The following is an 18,463-nucleotide window of genomic DNA, read 5'->3' as shown; positions in this document are numbered from 1 at the left end:
CGGCGCGGCCACGGCGCGCACCGCCCGCCGCGCGGTCCCGGTCATGCCTTCACCAGCCCCTGCCGCGCCGCGCCGCCCAGTTCCAGGTACACGTCCTCCAGGCTGGGCGTGGCGAGAGTGAAGTCGTCCAGCGCGGCGAACGCGGCCCCCCCGGTCAGCGTGGCGACGACCGCACGGGCGTCCTCGGGGGCGAGCCGCAGCGTCCAGCGCCGGCCGGACTCCACGGCCTGCTCGCGCAGCACGGCCACCTCGGGCACCTCCAGTGGTGCCCGCTCCCGCCAGACGAGGTCCACCCGCACGGCACCGGCCACCCGCTCCTTGAGCCCGGCGGGGGTGTCGCAGGCGATGACCCGGCCCCGGTCGAGTACGGCGACCCGGTCGAGGACGGTCTCCGCCTCGATGACGTTGTGGGTGACCAGCAGCACGGTCGCGCCGTGCTCGGCGCGCCGCCGGTCGACGGCCGCCCACACCGCGCGCCGGGCCACCGGGTCCATGCCGGTGGTCGGTTCGTCGAGGACGAGCAGCGGGCGCTCGCCCACCAGCGCGGCGGCGAAGCAGGCGAGCCGCCGCTGCCCGCCGGACAGCTTCTTCAGGGCCCGCCCGGCGATCGGCGCGAGCCCCAGTTCGTCGAGGACGGCGTCCCGCTCGGCACGGGCCTGCCGTACGCCGAGGCCGCGCAGCCGCCCGGTGGTCTCGGCGGCGAGGGACACGGTCAGCTCGTCGAGGGCGGTGGACTCCTGGCCGAGGTAGGCGAGGATGCGCGCGGCCCGCTCGGGGTGGCGCACGATGTCGTGGCCGAGGATCTCCACGGTGCCGCCGTCCGGCCTGAGCAGCCCGGTGAGCTGCCGCACCAGGGTGGACTTGCCGGCCCCGTTCGGCCCGAGCAGCCCGAAGATCTCGCCGCGCCGCACGTCCAGTTCCACCCCGTCGGTGGCCCGTACCTCGGCGGTGGCCGGCACCCCGCGCCGCCCGCGCACCGCCGGATAGGTCTTCGTCAGTCCGCGCACCGCGCACACGACGTCGTCCCGCTCCGGAAGTGCCTGGGTCGTGCGCGTCATCACAAGGGACGAGCCTAAGGGGTGCGCGGGCCCCGATCGCCGTTGGGGGCCGCCGGTTCGGTCCGTTCCGCTCCGGGAGTGTTCTCGGCGGCGGTCCGGACGTCGACCTCCCGCCAGAACCCCGCCCGGATGGCGTAACGGTCGTTCTCGTCGATCTGGTCGTCCTTGTGGGCCAGGAGTCCGAAGCGGGCCGCGTACCGGAGCAGCTCGCCGTCGATGCGGTGCGGGACCCGCGGGTACATGGCGGACAGCTTCTGCAGCTGGCTCTGGTCGCCGAGCCGGGACATCCAGCGCCGGGCGAAGACCTGTCCCACCTCGTAGGGGTCACCGCCGACCGTGGTGATGTCCTCCTCCCGGTCGGCCCACCGCTGCTCGGCTGTGGTCAGCTGGGCCAGCGTCGGCATGGAGACGGCCTCGGCGGACTCCGCCGGGCCGCCCGGCCGGTCCACCCAGCCCTTGTCGGAGGACCAGCGCAGGGTCGCGGTCGTGGGCGGCTGGACGGCCGGGGCGCCGGGGGCGCGCAGCGCGGCGAGGTCCTTGGGGGTGGGTACGCCCTTGGGCGCGGGCACCCGCTCCTGCCTGCCGTCCTGCGCCGCCCCGGGCGCCGGGGCGCGCTCGCCGGGCTCGGTGGGGGTCGGCTCGGGGGTGGTCGGCGCGGACTCGGGCAGCGGCGCGGAGAGGATCGCGGCGATCTCGGGCCGGGGTGCGGGCGGTGGCGCGCAGATGCCGGTGAGTTCCTTGGCGCGTACGGCCTTGGTGATCCACGTACGGTCCAGGACGCGCCGCTCGTCGGCCTCGGCGACCAGGTCCTCGGACTGGTTGTAGTCGCCGTCGGCGGCCTGTACGGCCCACAGGTGGACGGCGACGCCGTGTTCCTTGGCGGCCATCATGCCCGGCAGCAGATCGCCGTCGCCGGTGACCAGGACGACGTCGGAGCAGGCGCGGTTGCGGGCCAGCTCGGTCAGCTCCGCGTGCATGGCGGCGTCCACGCCCTTCTGCGCCCAACGCCCGTCACTGCGGGTCAGGGCGCCGAGCCGGACGGTGACCCGGGGCATCACGCGCAACCGCCGGTGTTCCGGCTGCGGGACCCGGTCGGGGGCGCCGTCGAACCAGTAGATGCGCAGCAACGGCCGTTCCGTCTCGGCCTCGGCGCGTTCGCGCAGCGCCTGGATGAGCGCGGTGTGGTCGACGGTGATACGGGAGCGGGAGGGCTCGCCGGCGAGGAGGCTGGCGGCGGCTCCCAGCAGATACCCGGCGTCCACCAGGACGATGCAGCGGTCCACGCGACTCACCCTCTTCCCGGGAGGTTTGCTTCAGGCTGTGTTTCGAGTCTGCCCGACCACGCGGAGGTTAACGGCCCGAACTCGATCTTCGGCGTGGCGTATCGGTTCTTTTCGCCCTTACCCGGCCTGTCACACAGGGTAATTATCCGACATGCGCCGCCGGTCGGGCTATGTGAATCTGATGGCGGCCCTGGCCCCTAGATCCCACTCAGGAGGCAGATCACCATGGCCAAGAACAAGAACCGCAAGCAGGGTGGCCCGCAGAACCGCGCCTCGCAGTCCGAGCAGGCTCAGCAGCAGGCCCAGCGGACGCCTGCGGAGTCCCACGAGTCGTCGATGGCGCCCGGCCAGGGCGGCCCCGCGGATGGTGCCCGTAAGCAGAAGAAGAGCTTCGGCCACAACTGAGGCTCGCCGGCTCGGACTGGCCCGGTCCGGCAGGGCCGTTGAGGCCCAGGCAGCAGAGGGGCGCACCCTGCTCGGGTGCGCCCCTCGTCGCGGGCGGGACTTCAGCCGGTGCCAGGAGGGCTCGGCCCGCCGGCGGCTGCGGCCGGAGCGCTCGGCCTGCGGCTGCGGCCGGAGGGCTCGGCCGGCCGGACGGCCGGGCAGGAGACTCAGCCGGCCAGGCAGGACGGGCCGAGCAGCACCTTCAAGTCGCCGAACAGCGCCGGGTCGGGCTTCACCCGGTGCCGGTCGAGGCGCAGCACCGTCGTCTTGCGCGGGCCCTGGAGCTTGATCCGGACCTCGCTGTCGCCCCGGTGGTGGCTGAGGATCTCGCCGAGGCGGCTGACCATCGGCGGGGTCACCTTCAGGGCGGGGATGGTGAGGATCACGGGCGCGTTGGCACCCGCGTTGGACAGGTCCGGGACCATCAGCTCCATCGCGACGAGCCGCGGCACGTCCTCGCGCTTGTCGAGGCGGCCCTTGACGAACACGACGGCGTCCTCGACGAGTTGGGTCGAGATGAGCTGGTACGTCGCCGGGAAGAACATGCACTCGATGGAGCCCGCCAGGTCCTCCACCGTGGCGATGGCCCAGGCGTTGCCCTGCTTGGTCATCTTGCGTTGCAGGCCCGAGATGATGCCGCCGATGGTGACGACGGCGCCGTCCGCGTGCTCGCCGCCGGTGAGCTGGGCGATGCCCGCGTCCGCCTTGTCGGACAGTACGTGCTCCAGGCCGAAGAGGGGGTGGTCGGAGACGTACAGACCCAGCATCTCCCGTTCCTGGGCGAGCAGATAGGTCTTCTCCCACTCGTCGGTGGTGAACTGCACGTCGAGTCCGAAGCCGGGCTCGCTGCTCGTCTCCTCGCCCATGCCGCCGAAGAGGTCGAACTGGCCCTCGGCCTCCTTGCGCTTGACCGCGACCACGTTGTCGATCATCGGCTCGTACTGCGCCGTCAGCCCCTTGCGGGTGTGCCCCAGGGTGTCGAACGCGCCCGCCTTGATCAACGACTCCGTGGTGCGCTTGTTGCACGCGACCGCCTCGACCTTGTCGAGGTAGTCGGGGAAGGAGGCGTACTTGCCCTTGGCCTTGCGGCTCCTGATGATCGACTCGACCACGTTGGCGCCGACGTTGCGCACGGCTTCGAGGCCGAAGAGGATCACGTCGTCGCCCTGGGCCGCGAAGTTGTGCACCGACTCGTTCACGTTCGGCGGGAGCACCTTGATGCCCATGCGGCGGCACTCGTTGAGGTAGACCGCGGACTTGTCCTTGTCGTCCTTGACGGAGGTCAGCAGCGCGGCCATGTACTCGGCGGGGTAGTTCGCCTTGAGGTAAGCGGTCCAGTAGGAGACCAGTCCGTACGCGGCGGAGTGCGCCTTGTTGAAGGCGTAGCCGGCGAACGGGACCAGCACGTCCCACAGGGCCTGGATGGCCTCGTCGCTGAAGTCGTTCTTGCGGGCGCCGGTCTGGAAGATGGTGAAGTTCTTCGCCAGCTCCTCGGGCTTCTTCTTGCCCATGACGCGGCGGAGGATGTCGGCCTCGCCGAGCGAGTAGCCCGCGATGATCTGGGCGGCCTTCTGCACCTGCTCCTGGTAGACGATCAGGCCGTAGGTGACGTCGAGGACCTCCTTGAGCGGCGCCTCCAGCTCCGGGTGGATCGGCGTGATCTCCTGCTGGCCGTTCTTGCGCAGCGCGTAGTTGGTGTGCGAGTTCATGCCCATCGGACCCGGCCGGTACAGGGCCGACACGGCGGAGATGTCCTCGAAGTTGTCCGGCTTCATCAGCCGCAGCAGCGAGCGCATCGGGCCGCCGTCGAACTGGAAGACGCCGAGGGTGTCGCCGCGCTGGAGCAGCTCGAAGGTCGTCGGGTCGTCGAGCGGGAGACCGAGGAGGTCGATGTCGACGCCCTTGTTGGACTTCACCATCTTGACGGCGTCGTCCATGATCGTGAGGTTGCGCAGGCCGAGGAAGTCCATCTTCAGCAGGCCGAGCGACTCGCAGCTCGGGTAGTCCCACTGCGTGATGGTCACGTTGTCCGTGTGCCGCACCCACACCGGGACGTGCTCGGTGATGGTCTCGCTGGACATGATCACGCCGGCGGCGTGCACGCCCATCTGCCGGACCAGGCCCTCCACACCGCGCGCGGTGTCGATGACCTTCTTCACGTCCGGTTCGTTCTCGTACATCCCGCGGACCTCGCCCGCCTCCGAGTAGCGGGGGTGGGAGGAGTCGGTGATGCCGGACAGCGGGATGCCCTTGCCGAGGACGTCGGCGGGCATGGCCTTGGTGATGCGGTCACCCATCGCGTACGGATAGCCGAGCACGCGCGCGGAGTCCTTGATCGCGTTCTTGGCCTTGATGGTGCCGTAGGTGCCGATCATGGCGACCTTGTCGGCGCCGTATTTGTCCGTCACGTACCTGATCACCTCGACGCGCCGACGCTCGTCGAAGTCGATGTCGACGTCGGGCATCGAGATGCGCTCGGGGTTGAGGAACCGTTCGAAGATCAGACCGTGCGGGATCGGGTCGAGGTCGGTGATGCCCATGGCGTAGGCCACGATGGAGCCGGCCGCCGATCCGCGGCCGGGTCCGACGGCGATGCCGTTGTTCTTGGCCCACATGATGAAGTCGGCGACCACCAGGAAGTAACCGGGGAAGCCCATCGAGATGATGACGTCCATCTCGTAGTCGGCCTGCTTCTGGCGGTCGTCGGGGACGCCGCCCGGGAAGCGGCGCTGCATGCCGCGCCGCACTTCCTCCTTGAACCAGGTGACCTCGGTGTAGCCCTCGGGGATGTCGAACTTGGGCATCAGGTCGCGCTTCTCGAACATGCCCGTGGTGTCCACCATCTCGGCCACCAGCCGGGTGTTGTCGCAGCCCTGCCGCCAGATGTCCGAGGACACCAGGCCGTACATCTCCTCGGTCGACTTCAGGTAGTAGCCGCCGCCGTCCAGCTTGAAGCGGTTCGGGTCGGAGAGGTTCTTGCCGGTCTGGATGCACAGCAGGGCGTCGTGGGCACTTGCCTCGTGCGCGTAGGTGTAGTGCGAGTCGTTGGTGACCAGCGGGGGGATGCCCAGCTTCCGGCCGACCTCCAGCAGGTCGTCGCGGACCCGGCGCTCCAGTTCGAGGTCGTGCTCCATCAGTTCCAGGAAGAAACGGTCCTTGCCGAAGATGTCCTGGTAGTCCGCGGCGGCCTTCAGCGCCTCGTCGAACTGGCCCAGCCGCAGCCGGGTCTGCACCTCGCCGGACGGGCAGCCGGTGGAGGCCACGATGCCCTCGGACCACTTGGCGATGGATTCCTTGTCCATCCGGGGCCACTTCGTCAGCCAGCCCTCGGCGTACGCGTCCGAGGAGAGCCGGAAGATGTTGTGCAGACCCGTCCTGTTCGTCGACCACATCGTCAGGTGGGTGTACGAACCGCTCGCGGAGACGTCGTCCTTCTTCTGGTGCGGCTGGCCCCACTGGACCTTGCGCTTGTTGCGCCGGGACTCCGGGGCGACGTACGCCTCGATCCCGATGATCGGGGTCACCCCGGCCTTCTTCGCGGAGTGGAAGAAGTCGTACGCGCCGTGCAGGTTGCCGTGGTCGGACATGGCGATGTGCGTCATGCCCATCTCGTTGCAGGCATTGAACATGTCCTTGAGCCGCGCGGCACCGTCCAGCATCGAGTACTGGGTGTGGACGTGCAGGTGCGTGAAGGGCGGCTTTGACACGGTTCGAGCCTCCGAGATCGAGGGGTGCGGCGCGAAGCGCCTCGTTGAGGGGTGGTGGTCGGGTGACGGGCGGGCGGTGCGGCGCGAAGCGCCTCGTTGAGGGGTGGTGGTCGGGTGACGGGCGGGCGGGGTGTCGACGGTCTTCCGAACGGCAGCGGACGGTCCGGGGGGACAGGGTCGAATTCTATGCCGGAGCACTGACACCCGGCGGGCTGCCCCGCGTACCTTCGTGCGGTGAGCACGGGCACTCCCCCGCTCCGCCGCACGTTGATCGGGAGGGGAGGATCCGCCCCCATGTCACGCACCATCCGTACCAGGAGGCACCCAGCGATGTCGGTCCCCCAGCTCAACGACGAGCAGCGCGGCGAGGAGATCCTCGCCGTTTTCGACACCGCCTTCGGCGAGCTGCTGGCCGCCGACCCGGCCGCGTTCCGTGTGAAGTTCCGCAAGATGGCGGCCTCGGCGTTCGCGTTCTACCGGGGCACGGCGTGCCTCTTCTACCACGACCTCGACGCCGGGCACGCCGAAAGGGGCGCCGGGCGGATACTGAGCGGCCCGTACCTGGACGAGCGCACCGCGCGCGTGTGGATCCACGGCGACCTGCACGCGGAGAACTTCGGCACGTACATGGACTCCAACGGCCGGCTGGTCTTCAACGTCAACGACTTCGACGAGGCGTACGTCGGCCCCTTCACCTGGGACCTGAAGCGCTTCTCCGCCTCCGTCGCGCTCGTCGGGTACGCGAAGGCGCTGAGCGACGCCCAGATCACCGATCTGGTCACCGTCTACGCCGCCGCCTACCGGGAGCGCATCCACGCCCTGGCCACCGGCGCCAAGCGCGACGAGGTGCCGCCCTTCACGCTGGACACCGCGCGGGGCCCGCTGCTCGACGCGTTGCGCGACGCACGCTCGCTGACCCGCTTCGGGCTGCTGGACTCCATGACCGAGATCCGTGACTTCGAGCGCCGCTTCGCGCCCGGCGGCGGCTCCATCGAGCTGGACGCGGCCACCCGCTACAAGGTGCTCGCCGCGTTCGACGGCTATCTGGAGACGCTGCCGGAGTCGTCGCTGGAGCGCCCGGACTCCTACCGGGTGAAGGACGTCGTCGGGCGCCGCGGCATCGGCATCGGCTCGGCCGGTCTGCCGTCGTACAACATCCTCCTGGAGGGCAACAGCGACGCCCTGGAGAACGACGTGGTGATCTACGTCAAGCAGGCCCAGACCCCGGCCGTCTCCCGGCATGTCACCGACCCGGCGATCCGTGACTACTTCCAGCACGAGGGCCACCGCACGGTGATCTCCCAGCGTGCCCTGCAGGCGCACGCCGACCCGTGGCTGGGCTGGACCGAGCTGGACGGCGCGGGCCAGCTGGTCGCCGAGATCTCGCCGTACGCCGTGGATCTGGACTGGGGCGACATCGACGACCTGGAGGAGATCGCGGCCGTCGTCGCCGACCTGGGCCGGGCCACCGCGACGATGCACGCGGCGGCGGACGACACCTCGGGCGAGTCCCTGGTGCCGTTCTCCACGGAGCGGGCCATCGACGCGGCCATCGCGGCCGACGAGGAGGGCTTCGCGGCCCTGCTGACGGACTTCGCCCACCGCTACGGCGCACGCGCGCGGGCGGACCACCAGATCTTCGTCGACCTGTTCCGCAACGGCCGGATCCCGGGGCTGTGAACAGCAGGACTCACAGGCACCCTTTAGGGGTCCTTTACCTGAGGACGTGACAGACTCTCCTCCGCTATGGACATATCCGGGACCCAGCTCAGAGCCGTGCGCGCGGCGCTGTTCACGGCCTTCGTCGTGACGCTCAGCACCGCGTCGCACGTGCTGCTGTCCCGGGCCCCGCTGCCGATGGCGACCGTGGCCGCGGTCGCCGCGGGCATCTTTGTCACCGCCTACGCGCTGGCGGGCCGCGAGCGAGGCTTCGGCCGTATCGCGGCCCTGCTGATCCCGCTGGAGCTGACCGCCGACACGGTGTTCACCACCGGTCAGCACGCCTGCTACGGCCGAGCGGGCGGCCCGGTCGCCGGTCCGCTGCGCGCGGTCGGCCTCGACGTGCTGTGCCAGGGCGGCCCCCTGGGCGCCCCGCTGGCCCAGGTGACCGGCGGCCCCGGCAGCGCCTCCGGGCTCCTCGCGCACGCCGACCCGGCCGCCGCCTGGCTGCTGCTCGCCGCGCACGTCGGCGTGGGGCTGCTGGCGGCCGTCTGGCTGCGCCGCGGCGAGCGGGCGCTGGCCCAGCTGCTGCGTGCGGTCGTAGCCACCACGTTCCGGCCGCTGCTGCTGGCGGTGGCCGTGGTGGCGGTGGTGATGCGGCTCGCCCCGGCACGCCGGCTGCCGCGCCCCGCGCCGCGCGCGACCGCCGCCCGTGAGCGGATCCTCGTGCACTCCCTGGGACGGCGTGGACCACCGTGCTCGTGCTCCCCGGCCTCTCCGGCTTCCCCGGGACCCCTGGCCCTCGCCTGAGCGAGGCCGCCGGCCCGGTCCGGCGAGGCGGGCACGGCCGAGCACCAGAAGTCCCTCACACGTATTGCGCGCACCTCAGGCGCGCGTCCCACAGGGAGATCATCACTATGAGCAAGCGGAACACCCAGGCGGCGAAGACGGCGGCCCGGGAGCGGCTGCGCGAGGAGCGCGAACGGCAGGCCAAGCGGGCCAAGGTCAGGCGGCAGATCGTCGTGGCCTGCTCGGTGGTGGCCGTGCTGGCCGCCGCCGGCGGCATAGGCTACGCCGTCGTCCAGGCAGGCAAGCCCAGCTACTGGGAGTCCGAGAAGGACGCCAAGGTCGTCGCGCCGGCCAACACCTCCGGCACCGACGGCACCACGGTGACCATCGGCAAGAGCAGCGCGACGAAGACCCTCAAGGTCTACGAGGACCCGCGCTGCCCGGTCTGCGCCCAGTTCGAGCAGACCGTCGGCGCGACCGTCAAGAAGGACGTCGACGACGGCAAGTACAAGATCCAGTACGTCGGCGGCACCTTCATCGACGGCGACTCGCTGGGCAAGGGCAAGATCGGCAGCAACGGCGAGGGCTCCAAGAAGGCGCTGAGCGCCCTGGGGGCCGCGCTGAACGTCAGCCCGGAGGCGTTCGTCGACTACAAGACCGCCCTGTACTCGAAGAAGTGGCACCCGGACGAGACGGACGACAAGTTCAAGAAGGACAGCTACCTGATCGAGGTCGCCGACACCGTTCCCGCCCTGAAGGGCAACGCCAAGTTCCAGAACGCGGTGAAGAACGGCACCTACGACGCCTGGGCGGTGGCGATGTCCAAGGGCTTCGACACCAACAAGGACGGCGTGACCGGCACTCCGAGCTTCGTCATGGACGGCAAGATGCTCACCGCCGACAGCCAGGGCAACCCGCCGATGACGGTGGACGACTTCAACCGGGTGGTGGACGCCGCCCTCAAGGGCTGACGACCGGTCGGATCCGACCCCCGGCCGAAGGGCGGGCGAACGTCCCACGTTCGCCCGCCCTCGCTCGTAGCCGCCGGACATCACCGCCGACCGCGCGCGGACGGACCACTACGCGCTGTCCGACCGCGCCGACGCGGACGCGATCACGTCCAGGGCGCGTATCCACCGCACCCGCAGCGGCACCCAGAAGACCGCGCCTACGACCCGGTGCAGCCGTGCGCTACAGGGTGCCGAGGAAGCCGAGCGCCACCCGCCAGGTGGCCTCGGCGGCCTCCTCGTCGTAGTCCGGCAGACCGGGGTCTGTGTAGAGGTGGCCGGCCCCGGCGTACCGGTACACCTCGACGTCCGCTCCCGCTCTGCCCAGCTGCAGGTACCAGGCGCTCAGCCAGTCGTCCGTCTCGAACGGGTCCGGTTCGGCGACGTGCAGCTGGACCGGCAGGCCGTCCACCGAGACGCCCGGCGCGATGTCCGACGTGCCGTGCAGGAGCAGCAGCCCGCGCGCCTTCTCGTCGCCGAGCGCCAGGGTCTGCGCGACGGAGGCGCCGAACGAGAACCCCGCGTACACCAGCCCGCGCTCCGAGTAGGGCGCCGCCGCCAGCACGGCCCGCCTCAGCAGCTCGTCCTTGCCGATCTCCTCCTTGCGGGCCATGCCCTCCTCGACCGTCTCGAAGGTGCTCCCCCCGAAGAGGTCCGGTGTCCACACCTCGTGCCCGGCGGCCCGCAACCGGTCGGCCGCGGCGCGCACCGCGGGTCTGAGGCCGTAGGCCGAGTGAAAGAGCATGATGTTCATGGCGCCATCGTGCCAGCCGGGTACGACAGCGGCGTGCGGCCGGATCCGTTCCGGTGCCGGTCCCGCGTGTGCACGGCGGCCGGTGCCGGTTACGTTCTCAGACATGGAAAACGTGCTCCGTCCCCTGATCGTGGTCGGTGGATGCGTCGTTCTGACCCTGCTCATCGGCTGGGTCACGGACCTGCTGCTGCGCAAGGCCGACGAGCGGCACAGCGATACGCCGCTGTGGGGCCTGCTGCGGCGCGGCCGGATCCCGTACCAACTGGTGCTGTGCGCCGCCCTGCTCAGAGGCTCCTACGAGCAGGCGCGGCTGCTGCCGGCGTACCGGGTCGCGGTCGGCCGGACCTTGACCCTGGTGCTGATCGGATCGGCGGCCTGGCTGGTGGTGCGGATCGCGGCGGCGATCGTCGAGACCTCCTACTCCCGTTACGCCCGCGTCCACCGCGATCCGGCCCGGCTGCGCCGGGTCCGCACGCAGGTGTCGCTGATCATGCGGGTGGTGGCGGCCGTGGTCGGCGTGATGGCCGTGGCGGCGATGCTGCTGACGTTCCCGGCGATGCGCGCGGCCGGTGCCTCGCTGCTGGCCTCGGCCGGCATCCTCGGCATCGTCGCCGGTGTCGCCGCCCAGTCCACGCTGGCCAATCTGTTCGCGGGGCTGCAGATCGCCTTCGGGGACATGGTGCGGCTCGGCGACGTGGTGGTCGTGGACGGCGAGTGGGGCACCGTCGAGGAGATCACGCTGACGTTCCTCACCGTACGGACCTGGGACGAGCGCCGGATCACCATGCCCGTGTCGTACTTCACCTCCAAACCGTTCGAGAACTGGTCGCGCGGCACCCCGCAGATGAGCGGCATCGTCTACTGGCACCTCGACCACTCCGCACCGCTGGAGGCGATGCGGGAGAAGCTGCGCGACATCCTGAGCGAGTGCCCGGCCTGGGACGGCCGCTCCGGCGGCATCGCGGTCACCGACGCGACGCCGAACACCATCCAGGTGCGTGCCCTGGTGACCGCCAAGGACGCGGACGACATCTGGACGGTCCGGGTCACCGTGCGCGAGCAGATGATCCGGTGGCTGTGTGCGGAACACCCGTACGCGCTGCCCCGGGTGAACACGGCGGACGCCGTGCCGCCGCCGGGCGGCATCCCGGCCCAGGACGGCCCGGCCGCACGGCGTGCGCACGAACCGCCGCGGCCCGGCCGCGGATGACGGCGGCGGCCGGCGGCCGCGCCCGATGGTTCAGTGGCCGCGTTCCGCACCTCCGTTGACCTGGATGATCTGCGAGGTGATGTGCCCGGCGCCGGGCGAGGCCAGCCAGTGCAGGGTGGCGGCGATGTCCCCCGGTGTGCCGGCCCGGCCGGTGGACGTCTCGGCGATCAGCTGTTCCCGCCGTCTCTCCCCGAGCGCGTCCCCGAAGAACTCGGTGTCCTCCACATAGCCGGGAGCGACCACGTTCACGGTGATGCCGCGCGGGCCCAACCGCCGGGCCAGGTCGTGGGCGTAGGGGTGCAGGGCGGCCTTGGCGGCGGCATAGGCCCCCGTTCCCGACCCCCGGTACGCGGCTATGGAGCTGAGGAACAGCACCCGGCCGCCGGGCTCGGCGAGCCGTTCTGCGAGCGCTTCCGTGAGGAGCACGGCGGTCAGGGTGTTGATCCGGAAGTTGACGGACCAGTTGTGTGCGACGGCTTGCAGGGGATCGTCGGCGGGTGCCTCCGGTTCGCGGAGTCCGTTGCCGCCCGCGCTGTGCACGAGCACGTCCACGGTGCCGAACTCCTCGGCGACGAACCGCGCCACACCGCGCACGCCCGCCGGGTCGGCGAGGTCGACGGCGTACGTCAGCGCCCCCTGTACTCCCGCTCCCTCCAGCACCCCCGCGCGCCGCCCGAGCAGCAGCACCTGGTCGCCGTCCGCCGCGAAGACCCGAGCCGTCGCGAGCCCGATCCCCGTACCACCACCACTGATCACAATGTTGCGAGCCATGATCCGAGAGTACGAGCGGGACGCCGCCCGGGCCTCCGGATATCCACAGCCGCCGTGTGTTCATATGACCGGACCGTCTTGGGGTGACCGGGTCAGCGCGGACGTGACCGGGGCAACCCAGGCGCGACCGGCCGACGCGGACGTGACCAGGCCGCCACACGGGCCCGACCGGATCAGCCCAGGCGCGGCTGGCCACCGCAGCTGTGACCGAGCCAGTCCGATCATGACGGGGACAGCACGGACATGACCGAACCAGCCCGAGCCCGATCAGGCCAGGGCCCCGGAAACCCGACCGGGTGAGGACCCCGCGAACCCGACCGGGTCAAGTCCGCGCGAGCCGGTCAGCGCATGCTGCGCACGTCCAGATGGCGGAGCACCCGGTCCACGATCTCCGGGTCCGCCCCCGGCTCGCTCCGCGCCGCCAGCACCTCGTGCCGTGCCGCGCTGAGCATCTCCGCGTAGATCCGCCGCAGCCGCCGTACCCGCCGCACCCGTTTCTCATGCGCCTCCCGGCGTTCCTCCTCGCCGATGTCCGGGCTGATCCGCACACCGATCTCGAAGGCCCGCCGCAGCAACTGCTCGGCCTGCTCGTCCGGCAGTTCCTCGACGTCTTCGATCTCCTGCAACCGCCGCTTCGCCGCGCGGGCCGCCCGCACCGCCAGGTGTTTCTCGAACTCCTTCTCCCGCTGGGTGTCGGACCGCACCCCGAGCCGCTTCACCAGCAACGGCAGGGTCAGCCCCTGGAGCACCAGCGTCGCCAGGATCACCCCGAACGCGACGAACACGATCTCGTCCCGGTCGGGGAACGGGGAGCCGTCCTCGGTGGTCAGCGGAATGGCCAGGGCCAGCGCCACCGAGGCCACCCCGCGCATCCCCGACCACCACATGACGACGGTCTCCCGCAGCGAGGTCGGGATGTCCTCGTCGTAGTTCCGCAGCGCGTGCATCCGCTTGGTGAGCCAGGTGGCGGGCAGCAGCCACAGCAGCCGCACGACCACCACGACGCCGACCACGGCGGCGGCCCAGCCGAGCAGTTCGGGCCAGCGCCCGGACGCGGTCCGGATCGCGTTGTGCAGTTCGAGCCCGATCAGCCCGAACGCGACCCCGGTGACGAGCGTGTCGACGATGTCCCAGAAGGCGTGCCCGGCGAGCCGGGTCATCACGTCGTCGGCATCGGCGGCGTACTCGGAGATGAACAGCGCGGTGGTGAGCACCGCCAGCACGCCGGAGCCGTGCAGCTTCTCCGCGAGTACGTACGACACGTACGGCACGAGCAGCGTCAGCCCGATCTGCAGGGTCGCGTCCCCGAGGACGTCCATCAGCTTGTTCGCGCCCCAGCCCAGGGCGAGACCCACGACGACGGCGACGACCGCCGACAGCACGAGGTCGAGCCCGGCCCGCCAGGGCGAGAAGGCGCCGCTGACGACGGCGGCGATCGCCACGTGGTACAGGACGATGGCGGTGACGTCGTTGAACAGCCCCTCGCCCTCCAGGATCGACACCAGCCGGCGCGGCAGCCCCAGCTGTCCGGCGACGGCGGTGGCGGCGACCGGGTCGGGCGGGGCGACCAGCGCGCCCAGCGCCACCGCGGCGGCGATCGGCAGGCCGGGCACGATCGCGTTGGCGACGAGCGCCACGGAGACGGTGGTGACGAACACCAGGGCCACGGCCAGCAGGAAGATGGGCCGCTTGTTGGCCGCGAACTGCCGCCAGGACGTCCGCCGCACCGCCGCGTACAAGAGCGGTGGCAGCAGGCCGGGCAGGATCAGCTCGGGCGGGATGTTCACGTTCGGGACGAAGTCGAGCAGCGAGAGGACGATCCCGAGCAGGGTCACCAGGATCGGCGCCGGCAGCCCGAGCCGGTCCCCGACGGGGACGCTGACCAGAGCCCCGAGCAGCAGGACGAACAACAGGGCCAACTGATCCAAGGCCGACGCTCCGGGAGTCGACGATCACACGACGGTGCTCAGCCTGCCACGTCCCCCCTCGCGCCCGTCCGTGGGACGCCCCGGCTACAGGACGCGCCGCATCCCCTGGTGCGGGATCCCCGCCTCCTGGTACTCCGGCCCGTACGGCACATAGCCCAGTCGCTGGTAGAAACCCTGGGCGTGCGTCTGGGCGTGCAGGTCGACCGCCGCGAGGCCACGCGCGCGTGCGGCTTCCTCGATGGCCCGCACCAGGGCGACGCCGATGCCGAGCCCGCGCGCCTCCCGCCGGACGGCGAGCCGCCCCAGCGAGCCGAGCGTCGGGTCACCGCCGGTCTTCCCGGCTGCCTGGGCGCCGTACAGCAGCCGGCCGGTGCCGAGCGGCACCCCGTCCGCGCGGACCGCCAGGACGTGCACGGCGACGGCGTCGTACGCGTCGTACTCGATGTCCTCCGGGACGCCCTGTTCGGCGACGAAGACCTCCTTGCGCACCGCGAAGCAGGCTTCCAGGTCCGCCGGGTCCTCGGCGGTGCGCACCTCGTGGTCAGCGCTCACGCGTAGGTCTCCTCACGGACCCGGTCCAGCGCCTGCTGCAGGTCGTCGGGGTAGTCGCTGGCGAACTCGACCCACTTGCCGTCCCCGGGGTGCTCGAAGCCGAGCCGTACGGCGTGCAGCCACTGGCGGTCGAGGCGCAGCCGCTTGGCGAGCGTGGGGTCGGCGCCGTAGGTCAGGTCGCCGACGCAGGGGTGGCGGTGGGCGGCCATGTGGACGCGGATCTGGTGGGTGCGGCCGGTCTCCAGCTTGACGTCGAGCAGGGAGGCCGCGCGGAACGCCTCGATGAGGTCGTAGTGCGTGACGGAGGGCTTTCCGTCGGCGGTGACCGCCCACTTGTAGTCGTGGTTGGGGTGGCGGCCGATGGGGGCGTCGATGGTGCCGCTCGTCGGGTCCGGGTGGCCCTGGACCAGCGTGTGGTACCGCTTGTCGACCGTGCGCTCCTTGAACTGGCGCTTGAGCGACGTGTACGCGTACTCGGACTTGGCGACCACCATCAGGCCCGAGGTGCCGACGTCGAGGCGGTGCACGATGCCCTGTCGTTCGGCCGCGCCGGAGGTGGAGATCCGGTAGCCGGCGGCGGCGAGGCCGCCGATGACCGTCGGCCCGCTCCAGCCCGGCGACGGGTGGGCGGCGACACCGACGGGCTTGACGATCACGACGACGTCCTCGTCGTCGTGCACGATCTCCATGCCCTCGACCGGCTCGGCGACCACCTGCACCGGGGCGGGCGCCTGCGGCATCTCGACCTCCAGCCAGGCCCCGCCGCGCACCCGCTCGGACTTGCCGACCACCGCGCCGTCGACCTGCACCTTGCCCGCCGCGGCCAGTTCGGCCGCCTTGGTGCGGGAGAAGCCGAACATGCGGGAGATGGCGGCGTCGACGCGCTCGCCCTCCAGGCCGTCGGGCACGGGCAGGGTACGGATCTCGGGAATCGTGCTCACGCGTCGAGTATGCCGGACGGGTCCGACAGCCTCGTACGAGATCCGTGGGACCGTACGACCGAAACCCCCGCGGCAGGGGACCCGGGGCCGCGGCCCGGCCGGTGCGGGCCGGTGCGGTCAGTCCCGGTGGACGGTGCCGTCCGGGTCGAGGCCGCGGAAGGACAGCAGCACGATCAGGATGCCGCCGCAGACGATCGCCGAGTCCGCCAGGTTGAACACCGCGAAGCCCTTGGGCGCGATGAAGTCGACGACCTCGCCCTTGAAGACCCCCGGCGAGCGGAAGATCCGGTCGGTGAGGTTGCCGAACGCGCCGCCGAGCAGCAGGCCGAGCGCGATCGCCCAGGGCAGGCTGTAGAGCTTGCGGGCCAGGCGGACGATCACCACAACGACGGCGGCCGCGATCGCGGTGAAGATGATCGTGAACGCCTGTCCGATGCCGAAGGCGGCGCCGGCGTTGCGGATCGCGTTGAACTCCAGCCAGTCCCCGATGACCTCGATCGGCGGGTGGTGCTCCAGCTTCGCGACCACGATCATCTTGCTGACCAGGTCGAGGACGTACGCGAACACGGCCACCGCGAACAGCACGGCGAGCCTGCGGCGATCACGGGGCCGCTCGGCGGGAATGTCCTGTTCGTCCGCTCCGGCCGTCAGCTCATCGCTGTCGTCCGGGGTGTCCGGCGTACCGATGATGCGCTCCGCCTCTGCCACGTGAGTCCCTCAGCCTAGGTACCTGACTGGGACGAGACTACGGCACGCCACCGACACCCCGTGCTCTCAGTAACGGCGTTCCTGCTTCTGTTTGCACTCGACGCACAGAGTGGCCCGCGGGAAGGCTTGCATCCGGGCCTTCCCGATGGGGTCGCCGCAGTTCTCGCACAGTCCGTAGGTGCCCGCGTCCAGCCGTTGCAGGGCGCGCTCGGTCTGGATGAGCATCTCGCGCGCGTTGGCGGCCAGCGCCATCTCATGCTCACGCGTGATGTTCTTGGTCCCGGTGTCCGCCTGGTCGTCGCCCGCGCCGTCCCCGGAGTCACGCATCAGGCCCACCAGGGACGCCTCGGAGGAGCTGATCTCGTTGCGCAGCCGCTCGTCCTCGGACAGCAGCTCCGCGCGGGCCTCCTCGACCTCCTCGGGTGTCCAGGGGTCCTCGCCCGGACGGACCGCGAGCTCACCGGGTTCCACCACCGCGGCCACCCGCGCCTTGGGGACGGCGGTCTTGGCCGCCGTGGCCGTGCCAGGAGTCTTCTTCGCAACCACCGTCGTGGCTCCCGTCTGCTTCGCGGCCTGCGCCGCGCCCGCTTTCTTGGCCGTGCTCTTCCTGCCCGCGCCCTTGGCGGTGTCCTTCGCCAAGCCGCCCTCCTCGGCCGCCGTCCGCCCGCCGGCCGGACCCCCGGCCGCCGCCTTCCGGCCGGTGTCCTTGCCTGGGTCCTTCCCGGCGACCGCGTCCTGCTGAGCGACCACGTCCTTCTGGGACGCCTTCGATGCCGCCTTCTTGCCGGCCGTGGTCTTCCGGGCCGACTTCCCGGTCGCCGCCTTCTTCGCGGCCTGCTCCCCGGGGGCCGCCGCCGTCCCGGCAGCCGACGCCTCCTCGGCGACCGCCTTCCTGTCGACCTTGTCGACCGCCTTCCTGTCGACCTTGTCGACCGCTTTCTTGTCGACCTTGTCGACGGCCTTCTTGTCGACCGCCTTCCTGCCGACCGTCTCCTTCAGGGCGCCCTTCTTCGAGGACGCCTCCCCAGGGACGGCCTTGGCGGCAACAACGTTCCCGGCAGCAGACTTCCTGGCGGCCGTCTTCGGGACGGCTCTCTTCTGAGCTGCTGCCTTCTGAGCTGCTGCCTTCTGCGTGACGGCCTTCCCTGCCGTCCGCTGCCGCGCGGGGGCCGTCCCGGAAGGTGCCGTCGCTTCGGTGGCCTCCCCGGCCGGGCCGGTCACGACCACCGCGTCGGCCGCCTTCTTCGAGGGCGCCCGATTCGACGCGGACGGCTTCTTGGCGGTCCGTCCCTGCGCGCTCTTCTTGCTCCTCGTGCCCTTCGCCGGGCCGCCGGACGCGGCCCCGGCGACGGCCCGGGACCTGCCCGATGCCGACTGCCGTACGGCGCTCTTTTTCGCCACCATGGCCGCGGCCCCTTCACATATTGTGACCTTGCTCGCGAATCGTGCTGGGACGATAAATCGACTTGAGTCCCGCGGCAACGGGGCACGCCGCCCGATCCGCCCGCCCCGCGACCCCCGCGCAGCAAGCCTTCATGCGTTGTGCCCAGCTCTCCGCCGGGTAATCCGCTGAGCCGGGCATCCCAGGATACGAACACCCGTACCTCTCCATTCGGGTCATCTCACCACTAGCCGGGGTCCCTCGCCACCGG

The 18,463-nt window shown here is 71.1% G+C and carries 15 protein-coding genes; 5 read left to right on the top strand and 10 right to left on the bottom strand.

Going from position 1 to position 18,463, the window contains the following annotated elements; genetic code table 11:
* Nucleotides 1-41: 41 nt before the first annotated feature.
* Both ACFC09_RS40775 and ACFC09_RS40770 read right to left on the bottom strand, forming a co-directional pair.
* Complete coding sequence (locus ACFC09_RS40775) at nt 42-1,016, bottom strand: ABC transporter ATP-binding protein (protein WP_376537331.1); 975 nt, start codon at nt 1,014-1,016, stop codon at nt 42-44.
* A gap of 56 nt (nt 1,017-1,072) precedes the next feature.
* Nucleotides 1,073-2,341, bottom strand: coding sequence for an NYN domain-containing protein (locus ACFC09_RS40770; protein WP_376537279.1), 1,269 nt, complete (start codon nt 2,339-2,341; stop codon nt 1,073-1,075).
* Nucleotides 2,342-2,566: 225 nt separating this feature from the next.
* Between ACFC09_RS40770 and ACFC09_RS40765 the strand changes: the two genes are divergently transcribed.
* Nucleotides 2,567-2,746, top strand: coding sequence for a hypothetical protein (locus tag ACFC09_RS40765; protein WP_376537277.1), 180 nt, complete (start codon nt 2,567-2,569; stop codon nt 2,744-2,746).
* Between the two features lie 206 nt (nt 2,747-2,952).
* Here ACFC09_RS40765 and dnaE read toward each other — a convergent pair whose 3' ends face one another.
* Nucleotides 2,953-6,492 (bottom strand): DNA polymerase III subunit alpha, encoded by a 3,540-nt coding sequence (dnaE, locus tag ACFC09_RS40760; RefSeq protein ID WP_376537275.1) that lies wholly within the window; start codon nt 6,490-6,492, stop codon nt 2,953-2,955.
* A 330-nt stretch (nt 6,493-6,822) separates the two neighbouring features.
* On the opposite strand from dnaE, the gene ACFC09_RS40755 reads away from it, so the two are divergent.
* From ACFC09_RS40755 to ACFC09_RS40745, 3 genes are all read left to right on the top strand, one after another.
* Nucleotides 6,823-8,172, top strand: a complete 1,350-nt coding sequence (locus ACFC09_RS40755) for a DUF2252 domain-containing protein (RefSeq protein WP_376537273.1) — start codon at nt 6,823-6,825, stop codon at nt 8,170-8,172.
* 66 nt (nt 8,173-8,238) lie between these two features.
* Entirely contained in the window at nt 8,239-8,961 is a 723-nt protein-coding gene (locus ACFC09_RS40750; RefSeq protein WP_376537271.1) for a hypothetical protein, read from the top strand.
* 107 nt (nt 8,962-9,068) lie between these two features.
* A complete protein-coding gene (locus ACFC09_RS40745; RefSeq protein WP_376537269.1) occupies nt 9,069-9,911 on the top strand; it encodes a thioredoxin domain-containing protein in 843 nt (280 codons plus the stop codon).
* A gap of 220 nt (nt 9,912-10,131) precedes the next feature.
* On the opposite strand, the gene ACFC09_RS40740 is transcribed toward ACFC09_RS40745, so the two are convergent.
* The gene (locus tag ACFC09_RS40740; RefSeq protein WP_376537329.1) at nt 10,132-10,701 is read right to left on the bottom strand and encodes a dienelactone hydrolase family protein; all 570 of its coding nucleotides are present in this window, start codon (nt 10,699-10,701) and stop codon (nt 10,132-10,134) included.
* A gap of 103 nt (nt 10,702-10,804) precedes the next feature.
* Here ACFC09_RS40740 and ACFC09_RS40735 point away from each other — a divergent pair, with 103 nt between their 5' ends.
* Nucleotides 10,805-11,911: a mechanosensitive ion channel family protein gene (locus ACFC09_RS40735; RefSeq protein ID WP_376537267.1), complete on the top strand. Its 1,107-nt coding sequence runs from the start codon at nt 10,805-10,807 to the stop codon at nt 11,909-11,911.
* 30 nt (nt 11,912-11,941) lie between these two features.
* On the opposite strand, the gene ACFC09_RS40730 is transcribed toward ACFC09_RS40735, so the two are convergent.
* From ACFC09_RS40730 to ACFC09_RS40705, 6 genes are all read right to left on the bottom strand, one after another.
* Nucleotides 11,942-12,682 (bottom strand): SDR family NAD(P)-dependent oxidoreductase, encoded by a 741-nt coding sequence (locus tag ACFC09_RS40730; RefSeq protein ID WP_376537265.1) that lies wholly within the window; start codon nt 12,680-12,682, stop codon nt 11,942-11,944.
* 341 nt (nt 12,683-13,023) lie between these two features.
* Nucleotides 13,024-14,610 carry a Na+/H+ antiporter gene (locus tag ACFC09_RS40725; RefSeq protein ID WP_376537263.1) on the bottom strand — a complete coding sequence of 529 codons (1,587 nt, stop codon included), beginning with the start codon at nt 14,608-14,610 and terminating at the stop codon, nt 13,024-13,026.
* A gap of 84 nt (nt 14,611-14,694) precedes the next feature.
* Nucleotides 14,695-15,162 (bottom strand): GNAT family N-acetyltransferase, encoded by a 468-nt coding sequence (locus tag ACFC09_RS40720; protein WP_376537261.1) that lies wholly within the window; start codon nt 15,160-15,162, stop codon nt 14,695-14,697.
* Nucleotides 15,159-16,103 (bottom strand): RluA family pseudouridine synthase, encoded by a 945-nt coding sequence (locus tag ACFC09_RS40715; protein WP_376537259.1) that lies wholly within the window; start codon nt 16,101-16,103, stop codon nt 15,159-15,161. Before ACFC09_RS40715 ends, ACFC09_RS40720 begins: the two co-directional genes overlap by 4 nt.
* A gap of 117 nt (nt 16,104-16,220) precedes the next feature.
* The gene (lspA, locus tag ACFC09_RS40710) at nt 16,221-16,811 is read right to left on the bottom strand and encodes a signal peptidase II (protein WP_376537257.1); all 591 of its coding nucleotides are present in this window, start codon (nt 16,809-16,811) and stop codon (nt 16,221-16,223) included.
* 66 nt (nt 16,812-16,877) lie between these two features.
* Nucleotides 16,878-18,215: a TraR/DksA C4-type zinc finger protein gene (locus ACFC09_RS40705; RefSeq protein ID WP_376537255.1), complete on the bottom strand. Its 1,338-nt coding sequence runs from the start codon at nt 18,213-18,215 to the stop codon at nt 16,878-16,880.
* Between the last annotated feature and the right edge of the window lie 248 nt (nt 18,216-18,463).

It is taken from the genome of Streptomyces sp. NPDC056161, from assembly GCF_042268025.1.
GTDB lineage: Bacteria > Actinomycetota > Actinomycetes > Streptomycetales > Streptomycetaceae > Streptomyces.
The sequence above is the reverse complement of the archived record's forward strand: the minus strand, read 5'-3'. Positions and strand labels throughout refer to the sequence as shown.